The 9,271-nt window shown below is 60.8% G+C and carries 8 protein-coding genes; 5 read left to right on the top strand and 3 right to left on the bottom strand.

Annotated features, from left to right (window positions below; translation table 11 throughout):
- Positions 1-965 (top strand): alpha/beta fold hydrolase (locus M0D67_RS39740; protein ID WP_266242979.1); only part of this gene is annotated, 965 nt, incomplete at its 5' end.
- A gap of 62 nt (positions 966-1,027) precedes the next feature.
- Positions 1,028-1,954, top strand: a complete 927-nt coding sequence (locus M0D67_RS39735; RefSeq protein ID WP_266242977.1) for a 3-hydroxyacyl-CoA dehydrogenase — start codon at positions 1,028-1,030, stop codon at positions 1,952-1,954.
- A gap of 19 nt (positions 1,955-1,973) precedes the next feature.
- Here the strand turns inward: M0D67_RS39735 and M0D67_RS39730 are convergent, their stop codons facing one another.
- Positions 1,974-2,999, bottom strand: a complete 1,026-nt coding sequence (locus M0D67_RS39730) for an AraC family transcriptional regulator (protein ID WP_154559149.1) — start codon at positions 2,997-2,999, stop codon at positions 1,974-1,976.
- 479 nt (positions 3,000-3,478) lie between these two features.
- Between M0D67_RS39730 and M0D67_RS39725 the strand changes: the two genes are divergently transcribed.
- The 3 genes from M0D67_RS39725 to M0D67_RS39715 all read left to right on the top strand — a co-directional run bounded on the left by M0D67_RS39725 (position 3,479) and on the right by M0D67_RS39715 (position 7,889).
- A complete protein-coding gene (locus M0D67_RS39725) occupies positions 3,479-4,585 on the top strand; it encodes a porin (protein ID WP_266242974.1) in 1,107 nt (368 codons plus the stop codon).
- 74 nt (positions 4,586-4,659) lie between these two features.
- Complete coding sequence (locus M0D67_RS39720) at positions 4,660-6,006, top strand: MFS transporter (RefSeq protein ID WP_266242972.1); 1,347 nt, start codon at positions 4,660-4,662, stop codon at positions 6,004-6,006.
- A gap of 185 nt (positions 6,007-6,191) precedes the next feature.
- Positions 6,192-7,889, top strand: coding sequence for an adenylate/guanylate cyclase domain-containing protein (locus M0D67_RS39715; RefSeq protein WP_266242970.1), 1,698 nt, complete (start codon positions 6,192-6,194; stop codon positions 7,887-7,889).
- Positions 7,890-7,895: 6 nt separating this feature from the next.
- Here the strand turns inward: M0D67_RS39715 and M0D67_RS39710 are convergent, their stop codons facing one another.
- Both M0D67_RS39710 and M0D67_RS39705 read right to left on the bottom strand, forming a co-directional pair.
- Positions 7,896-8,681, bottom strand: coding sequence for an anti-sigma factor (locus M0D67_RS39710; protein WP_266242968.1), 786 nt, complete (start codon positions 8,679-8,681; stop codon positions 7,896-7,898).
- Positions 8,681-9,220: a sigma-70 family RNA polymerase sigma factor gene (locus M0D67_RS39705; RefSeq protein WP_154559154.1), complete on the bottom strand. Its 540-nt coding sequence runs from the start codon at positions 9,218-9,220 to the stop codon at positions 8,681-8,683. The genes M0D67_RS39710 and M0D67_RS39705 overlap by 1 nt, the downstream gene beginning before the upstream one ends.
- Positions 9,221-9,271 lie beyond the last annotated feature (51 nt).

Raw genomic sequence — 9,271 nt, 5'->3', positions numbered from 1 at the left:
ATCGACCTGATCGGCTGCCAGGGCGGCCGTTAAGCGACGTCGACGCACATGATCCACGCCTCTGCCTCACGGAGATCACACCGATGACTCACCTTGCACCCTCCGCACCGCTTCTGCCCCTGGAAGAGCTGACACTGGCCTGCGGGCCGCATACCCACACAGCTCTGGCCGCGGGGCCGCGGAGCGGGGAGTGCGTTCTCCTGCTGCATGGGTGGCCGGAATTCGCCGACTGTTGGCGCGAGATTCTGGCCGCGCTCGGCGCAGCAGGTTACCGGGCAGTCGCTGTGGATCAGCGCGGCTACGCTGAGAACGCCCGGCCGAAAGACATTGCATCCTACGCAGCCGGGCATCTCCACTCGGACGCCCTGACATTCGCCAATCAACTGGGCGCAGGACGCTTCCATCTGATTGCCCACGATTGGGGCGGACTGGTTGCGTGGGGGCTCGCCTCGACGCATGCACACCGCGTGAGTTCGCTGTCCGTGCTGGCCACGCCACATCCGTTAGCGCTGCAAGCGGCGCTCCATCAAGAAGACCAATACAAGCGCCTGGATTATGTTCGTGCATTTCGTCAACCAGGGGGTGTCGCAGAGCAACGCCTGCTGGCGGACGGAGCAGCGGCGCTGCGGGCCGCATACGCCGGACGCGTTCCAGCTTCGCTCGTGGACGACAACGTGCGGCGCCTCAGTGAACCGGGCGCGCTTTCGGCGACATTGAACTGGTATCGCGCGCTCCCCGACGATCTGTCTTATCCCGCAGGCCGCGTTGCCGTCCCGACACTCTACGTTTGGGGATCCGAAGACCGCGCCCTGGGCCGCGAAGCCGCACTGCTCACGGAGGGCTTTGTCGACGGGCCCTACCGTTTCGAAATACTCGAGGGGGCAAGTCACTGGCTCCCGGAAGAAGCGCCGGACCGGATCATCCCATTGCTGCTCGACCATCTCGCCGCCTCGCCGCTGGCGTGAATCCTCGAACCGGCAAAAGATCCGGCCCATCCGATCTACGATACGCACCGCACCCGTCACTCATGCCTACTCATTCCCTAAACGACAATCAGCCGATCGCACGCGTCATGGTGGCCGGCACCGGCGTGCTCGGCGCGCAGATCGCCTTTCAGTGTGCGTTTTCCGGTATCGGCGTCGTAGCCTACGACGTCGATACCGCCTGCCTCGATCGCGCGAACGCCCGTTTCGATGCGCTAGGGCGCGTCTACGCTGCGGACCTCGGCGCGTCTCGCGAGCAGATCGAAGCCACGCTGGCACGCATCGAGGGCAATACCGACCTCGGTTTGGCCGTCGCCGGCACGGACCTCGTCATCGAAGCGATCCCTGAAGATCTGGCAATCAAGCAGTCTTTCTACCGTTCACTGTCGGCTGTAGCGCCGGCCGGCACCATCTTTGTGAGCAACTCGTCGACACTGGTGCCGAGCCAGTTCGCAATGTTCAGCGACCGGCCCGAGCGCGTGCTGAGCCTGCATTTCGCGAACGAGATCTGGAAGCACAATATTGCGGAAATCATGGGGCATGCGGGCACCGACCCCGCCGTATTCGCGCGCGTGGTTGAGTTTGCGCATCGCATCGGCATGGTGCCTTTGCCGCTGCGCAAGGAGCAGGCCGGCTGCCTGCTGAACACAATGCTCGTGCCCATGCTGGTCGCCGCGCTGGGTCTGCTGGTCAACGAGGTCGCAGATGTTCAGACGATCGACAAGGCGTGGATGATTGCCAAGGAGGATCGCATTGGCCCTTTCGGCGTTCTCGACAGAATCGGCATGACGACCGTCTATAACGTGACCCGCGCGCTTGCGGAACGGTCGGGTGATTCGACGCATCGGTGCATGGCGGAATACGTGAAAACTCATTTCATCGATACAGGGCATCTCGGTGAACTGGCGGGACGCGGCTTCTATCAATATCCCGATCCGGAATTCCTGAATCCAGCGTTCGTCGCCGCGTGAAACGCAGGGCACGCTATTGCTACTCAGCAGAGCGTCCGGGGTCAGCCCCGTGACGCATTGCTCGAAACTGCCGGGGCGTGACGCCCCGCAGTCGCTTGAACGCACGGCTAAATGCGCTTTGCTGCGAATAACCGAGCAGTTCCGAGATCTCGGCGAGACGCAGGTTCGACTGCTGCACATACTTCAATGCGAGATCTTCACGAACTTGTTCCCGCAGTTCATCGAACGTCGTGCGGGCCTCGGAGAGGCGACGTTGCAAGGACCGCGGGGACATGGCGAGCGCTCGCGCTATGGCGTTGAGCGAACTGTCCGTGAACGGCAAAAGTGCGCGAATCATCGTTTGCGTGCGCACCACCCATAGCGCCTCCACCTGGGCTCTTTCTCGCCGCAAATGTGCCTCAAGCACACGATGCGCGTTACGGCGAAGTTGTGTCACCGGACGCGTCACCGTACCGCGATCGAGGACAATCGCGTTTCTGTCCTGATCGAACTCGAGGGATGCTCCAAACGTACGCCTGTGCATTGTGCAGTCCGCAGGCGCCGAATGACGGAATTGCACAACGGCCGGCTGCCAGGCGGTACCGCAGACGGTACGCAAATACTGCATACCGTTAGCGAGACCCAGTTCAACTGCCTGAACCTCTCCGGGACCGGAAGCGTTTTCAAGGTCGTAAGTCAAAACCATTCCCTGATCGTCCCGCACAGCCCGTACAGAAGACATCGACGTATGTAGTACGTAGAACTCGGCAAGCGTATCCATTGCCTCCCCGATGGTACGTGCACCATGCATCATGACAAGGATCGGCCCCAGGACCGCCAGGCCCTGATATTCGGCGAGCCTCAGTCCAAAGTTCCGGCATTGCGTAACTTCGGCAGCTAGCGAAAGGAATCGAAGCACTTGCGCACCCCGGATCGGCACATCCGCGGAACGGAGCGCAAGCTCCGGCAGATCGGTTCCGGCCGCAACCAACTCGGGTTGAACGCCGAGCACCTCAAGCAGAGGAGCAGCTCCGGTCAACACAACACTGGGTAGGTAGCCTTGCATTCTAGATACAGATCGTCACTTGAGATGGTTCGCTGCGAGAGGGAATTTACCCGATGGTATCGCGTTGTCGACTGAAAGAGTACGCGCATTTGGCGCGGGGTCTCATTCGCGACCATTTTGTCTTGTAGGACTTGCCGCGTGCCGCGACGCAGGTGTTGAACGGGTCGTCGACGATGATCCGGCTAGATGGCACGCTGTCTGACGAGATGTGGCGCGCAAAGTACAAATTCCGGCGGCACGAGTCAAGTTCCCACGCGTGAATTGCGCGTAAATAGGGACCAGAGATTGTGCAACGGCAAATCGGCAAGTACCTGAAGCATGATTAGGCATCCAAAATTTATAACGACATATAAAACGCTTCGACTTGGTCGCGTCTACGCGCAACGCTCTACTCAACGCGACAACACCGAATTACACCGCCGTTCACGCCGGTATCGCGCCACTCATTTACATACTATGAACTAAAGGAGACACCCTTCATGACGACAAAGATTTCCACCATTCGTGCCATTCGAGACGCCGCCGTCGGCGGCGCCTGCACACTAGCCGTCACATTCGCCAGCGCACCCGCTGCTCATGCGCAAAGTAGCATCACCCTCTACGGCATCACCGACGCCTCGATCCTCTATACCAGCAAGACGGCCAACCTCGCCACCGGCGCCAGCGAAGGACACCAGTTTTCCTTTGAATCCGCCGGCGAAAACGCGTCTCGCTTCGGCCTGCGCGGAACCGAGGATCTCGGCGGCGGACTCGCCACCATCTTCACCCTCGAAAGCGGCATTGACATCTCCAACGGGGGATTCGGGAACTCCAACGGCAACTTCTTTGGCCGCCAGGCTTGGGTCGGCGTCACCGGCGGCTTCGGCACCGTCACCGCCGGCCTTCAGTTTTCGCCTTTCCTGTTGTCCATCTTCGCGAACGACCCCCGGGACCTCAAGCAGTTTGGCAGCGGGCTCGTCAGCTACGTCGACAACGTCATCGTCACCGGCCTCTTCAACCCCAACTCCGTTATGTACACGTCGCCCGAGATTGCCGGCATCCAGGGCCGCGCGATGTACGCATTCGGTGGGTCTCCGGGTAACTTCCAGGCCGGACAACAGTATTCAGCCGGGCTCACATATCACTACAGCGGCTTGCTGATCACCGCCGCGATGTATAACGGCAACTCCGGCGGCTCCGCGGCCACCATCCCGAACCCTAGCACCATCGCCTTCTCCGGGCGCAACATCGGCGCCACCTACTACTTCGACCGCCTGACTGTCAAAGCCACTTACACGCTCTACAAGGTCGCCGGCTCCTTCGACAACCGTGTGATCTCCGGCGGCCTCGCCTACAAGCTCACACCCGCCCTCTCCCTCGACGGCGGCGCCTGGTACACCCGCGACGGCAACAACTCGAACAACCATTCGATCCTCGGCTCGCTCGGCGTCGACTACTCGCTCTCCAAGCGCACCACACTCTATAGCCAGGTCGCCTACGTCAACAATCATGGGGGCATGAACACCGGCCTCGCGATCAACGGCGCGCTCTTTGGCGTACCTGGTTCCCAGTTCGCCGCCGACCTCGGCATTCGCCACTCGTTCTGAACGTTCCCAGACGACAGCGGTCGGGGTATACCGGCCGCGACGACACCAGGCTTAAGCCCGGAAGGAGACAAGTCATGAAATCTGGCGCGATTACTAGCGCTCCGCCATCGCAATCCTCGTTGGCCAAGGCGACCGATGCAGTGTTTCTAAAGATCAGTTGGCGGATCCTGCCGATACTGGTGGTCTCGTACATGATCGCTTACCTGGATCGCGTCAACATCGGCTATGCGCAGCTACAGATGAAACAGACGCTGCCGTGGAACAACGCGGTCTATGGCCTCGGCGCCGGCATCTTCTTTCTCGGCTACTTTCTTTTCGAAGTTCCAAGCAACCTGCTACTAGCGAGAATCGGTGCGCGCAAGACGTTGCTGCGGATCATGGTGTGCTGGGGCATCGTCGCTGCGGCGACAATGTTCGTCGCAACGCCGACCGAGTTCTATGTCGCCCGCTTCCTGCTTGGCGTCTTCGAGGCAGGCTTCTTCCCCGGCATCATTCTGTACTTCACATGGTGGTATCCGTCGGCGCGTCGCGGCCAGGCGATCGCAATCTTCATGTCGGCGACAACCATTGTCAGCGTGATCGCGGGGCCGCTGAACGGCGCGATCCTGAAGTACCTGCATGGTGTCAACGGCTTGTCCGGCTGGCAGTGGTTGTTTCTGCTTCAGGGACTTCCCGCGGTAGTACTCGGTATTCTTGTTTTCCTGTTTCTGGAGGACAAGCCAGCGGATGCGAAATGGCTTTTGCCTGCCGAGAAGGACCTCGTGTATTACAGTCTCGAACACGACAGGAACGATGCTCAGAGCGAGATCCACGCGAAGTTGGGGGATATCCTGCGCAACCCCAAGGTCTGGCTGCTGTCGCTAGTGTATTTTCTGCTGCTCGGGGCGACCTACACAATAGTGTTCTGGGCTCCGACCTTGATCCAGAGCTGGGGGGTCAAGGACGTGCTGGTGGTCGGCACCCTAGCGGTGTTCCCGAACGGATGTGGCGTGATTGGCATGATCCTGATTGGGCGCAGCTCTGACCGGCTGCATGAGCGCCGCTGGCATTTCGCGGCCTGTGTAGCCGTCGCGGCACTCGGCCTGTGGAGCACCACGCTGCTTCAGGGCAACCTGGTGGGCGGGCTGATCGCGCTGTCGTTCGCCGTGATCGGCATCGCTGCTGCGACGCCAGTTTTCTTCACGCTCGTTAGCGAGTCCCTGTCAACAGGTGCTGCCGCCGCAGGCATCGCACTCATCAGCAGCCTCGGCAACCTTGGTCCAGCGGCGAGTCCGGCGATCAACGGGCTGATCACACAGCACAGCGGCAGTATGATCTACAGCATGTATGTGGTGGTCGCGCAGTACCTGCTGGCCGGGATCATCCTGCTAGTCTCGGTGCGTTCAGCAAAGGGCGTGCGCTCAGTTCAGTCAGTCGCTTGATCGACAGTAGTAATATTCCTGAAGGCACGCTTTGAAATATCCAGCTCCACAATAGAAGTGTCGAGGCACGTGGTCGCCCGGTTTGGCGTCGCAAGCAGGCCCGGTCCAAGCTGGCGTTTCTCAAAGAGCTCCGCCGGTCGATCTCCTAACGAAATGCCTTTGATCGAGAGGGTGGAGAGCAGAGCATGTTGCGCTTTCCCAGTATTCAAAGATGGCGGCCGGCGGGAGTGCGATCGGTTCGGTTGACCACCGGACTGGTGCTGTTCACCTATGTAGGGGCGCACCTCCTGAATCACTCGCTAGGGAATATCTCGCTCGCGTGGCTGGAGCGTGGTCTGCTTGTACAGAAGTTTATCTGGCAGGGATGGCTTGGAACAGGCGTGCTGTACAGCGCGCTCGTGACGCATTTCTTCCTGGGTCTGTGGGCTCTGTATGAGCGGCGCTCGGTGCATTGGAATCGGGGTGAGGCGACGCAGCTCGTCCTCGGTCTTTGCATTCCGCCGCTGCTAGCCAACCATCTCGCCAATACGCGGGTCGCATTTGCCGCGTTCGGCCTGAACAAGGGTTACGCGCAGTTGTTGTACTCGTTCTGGATCGCTTCGCCGTTCTTCGGTCGAGCACAGTTGGTGCTGTTGGTGGTCGCCTGGTCGCATGGGTGTTGCGGCGTCTGGTTCTGGTTGCGGTTGAAGCCATGGTTTGGGGCGTGGCGAAGCGTGTTGCTGAGCGTCGCTGTGCTGCTCCCGGTGCTCGCTCTGCTAGGCTTCCTGCAAGGCGGACGGGAAGTGATTGCGCTTGCGCAGGATCCCGTCTGGCGCGCCGCGGCGACTCGGTCGACGGTCGTCGGGACGGGATTGCAAAATCTCTGGCTCGCCGATCTGCGCAACGACTTTTTGCTCTTCGATGGTGGCGCGCTGCTGTTGGTACTTGGGGCGCGGCTGCTGCGCACGGTCCGGGAGCGCCGGCACGGCCGGCTCTGCATCTTGTACCCAGAGGGGCGCAAGGTATTCGCGCCGCTCGGATTTTCGGTGCTGGAAGCGAGCCGGATGGCCGGAGTTCCCCATGCGAGCACGTGCGGTGGCCGTGCCCGCTGCACATTGTGTAGAGTGCGCGTGCTCAGCGATGTGCCGCTGCCCACGCCAGCCGAAGCGGAGCGGCGCGTCCTGGAGCGACTGGGCGTTGACTCGCAGACAGTGCGTCTTGCTTGCCAGCTGCGGCCGATCCATGATCTCTCCGTGTGGCCATTGGTGCCGCCGGCCGCATCCACGGCCTTCCTGCAACCGCGTCAGCGGGACGTCATGCCGCAAGAGCGATTCGCGGCGTTCATGTTCGTGGACATGCGGGGTTCCACACAGCTTGCAGCGGCGCAACTACCGTTCGACAGCATATTCGTAGTCAGTCGCTTCCTGAGCGCTGTCTGTGCCGCGGTGGTAGAGGCAGGCGGTATGCCAAACCAGTTCATGGGCGACGCTGTGCTCGCGATCTTCGGCTTACACGGCGAGCCAGCCATTGCTTGTCGCCAGGCGCTTTGTGCGGTGCCGTTGGTGGCAGCCAACATTGATCAACTCAACGCTGCGCTCGAACAGCAGTTGCAAACGCCCATCCGGTTTGGCATTGGATTGCATTGCGGCCGGGCTGTAATGGGTGAGATTGGCTTTCGCGAGCATGTGACATTCACGGCAATTGGTGACCCACTGAACGTGGCCTCAAGACTTGAGGAACTGACAAAAGAAATCGCTTGCGACGCTATCGTGTCCGAACAGGTGTTCCAGCATGCCGGCGTTTCGGCGGCAGACCTGCCGCAGCTTGAGGCACACCTGAAGGGCCGCCATGACCCGGTTCCCGTCCGCGTGCTGTCCAAGGCGTCCCAGATGCCTCAGGCCTGACGCCACCTAGGAAGCGGGATGCGCTCGCAGGTCCGTGATGAAGCCGTTCAGTTCCATGTTCCCGGCATCGGTAATTGCCCAGTAATTCATTCCTGCAGCACTCCAGTGCGCAAGATGATAGCCCTGCCGCTGATAGATATGAGGCGTGGCGCCCGCGTCGCCGCCCGGCCATACATAAAGATTGATCGGGTGCAGCTTGTACCGATAGACCATCACGGCCACCGGCCGCCCGTCCAGGTAATCCAGCCGCCCACCAACCAGGGGATATCCCTGCTGCGCCAGATCGACCACCGGTGGCGCAAAGTCCAGCTTGCCGTCAAACCACGGTTTCACTGTGTGCCGGTCGGTTGAAATCACATCCGAGAGGTGGTTGAACTGCAACGAGCGGATATGGTTGTCCACAAGTTCCTGACTCAGGCGCGTCTCGCTCGACGGCACCGAGAGGTACAACCCCGCGCTCCACGTCAGCGCGACCACACTCATCACCATCGCACCAACTGGTGCCCAGCCCAATGACCCACCGCCGCTGCGCCAACCGAACAGCTCAACCAGCCGTTGCCAAAGCGATGGCCGCCCCGGCAACGCCGCCTTGATGCGTTTCACCAGTTCCGCGGGCGCCTCGACGCGCAAATCCGCCCGCCTGAGCTGCGCACTCACCTGGCGGTGCTGCGAGTAGACCTGCTGACACTGCTCGCAGCCTGCCAGATGGCGCTCGCATTCGAGCGCCTCGGACAGGCTCAATTCCTGGTCGAGATAGCCGGGCAGCAATTCGAAGGCCTGTTCGTGATCCATCACGCCTCCTGATCCGTCGGGGCGAGCAGTGCCGCAAGTTGCTGGCGGCCCCGTCCGAGGCGCGACATCACGGTCCCCATCGGGATGCCCACAATGGTGGCGATTTCCTTGTACGACAATTCTTCCAGCTCCCGCAGGACGATCACCTCACGGTATTCCAGACGCAGACTCTGCAACGCCTTGTGTACCCGCCTCCGGCTCTGGCTGCATATGAGCATCGCTTCAGGATTGTCGTCGTGATCAGCGGTACTCGTCTCAAGACTATGCATATCTTCCTCAAACTCCAACGTATCCGGTGCGTGGCCCCGGTTCTGCTGATACCAGGTGTAGAAGGTATTGCGCACAATGCTTAGCAACCAGGCACGGGCATCGTCGCCGCGGAATCCGCCAAAAAAACGGAACGCGCGCAGATACGCTTCCTGCACCACGTCCTGGGCGTCCTGGTCGTTATGCGTCAGCCATCGCGCTACATTGAAGGCGGAATTCATATGAGGTAACACGAGCTTCTCAAAGCGCTGCGCGCTGACTGGATCGGCCATGTGAAATTCCCGCAGTAACCGTAATCCGTGACCGACAGTAATCAAACCGCC

It is taken from the genome of Paraburkholderia sp. SECH4, assembly GCF_030511745.1.
In the GTDB taxonomy this organism is placed as follows: Bacteria; Pseudomonadota; Gammaproteobacteria; order Burkholderiales; family Burkholderiaceae; genus Paraburkholderia; species Paraburkholderia madseniana.
This window is presented reverse-complemented; position numbering and strand designations above follow the sequence as displayed.

Coding starts and splice junctions, on each gene's coding strand:
- M0D67_RS39735 (WP_266242977.1), top strand. CDS start 1,028: ATGCCTACTCATTCCCTAAACGACAATCAGCCGATCGCACGCGTCATG.
- M0D67_RS39730 (WP_154559149.1), bottom strand. CDS start 2,999: ATGCAAGGCTACCTACCCAGTGTTGTGTTGACCGGAGCTGCTCCTCTG.
- M0D67_RS39725 (WP_266242974.1), top strand. CDS start 3,479: ATGACGACAAAGATTTCCACCATTCGTGCCATTCGAGACGCCGCCGTC.
- M0D67_RS39720 (WP_266242972.1), top strand. CDS start 4,660: ATGAAATCTGGCGCGATTACTAGCGCTCCGCCATCGCAATCCTCGTTG.
- M0D67_RS39715 (WP_266242970.1), top strand. CDS start 6,192: ATGTTGCGCTTTCCCAGTATTCAAAGATGGCGGCCGGCGGGAGTGCGA.
- M0D67_RS39710 (WP_266242968.1), bottom strand. CDS start 8,681: ATGGATCACGAACAGGCCTTCGAATTGCTGCCCGGCTATCTCGACCAG.
- M0D67_RS39705 (WP_154559154.1), bottom strand. CDS start 9,220: ATGGCCGATCCAGTCAGCGCGCAGCGCTTTGAGAAGCTCGTGTTACCT.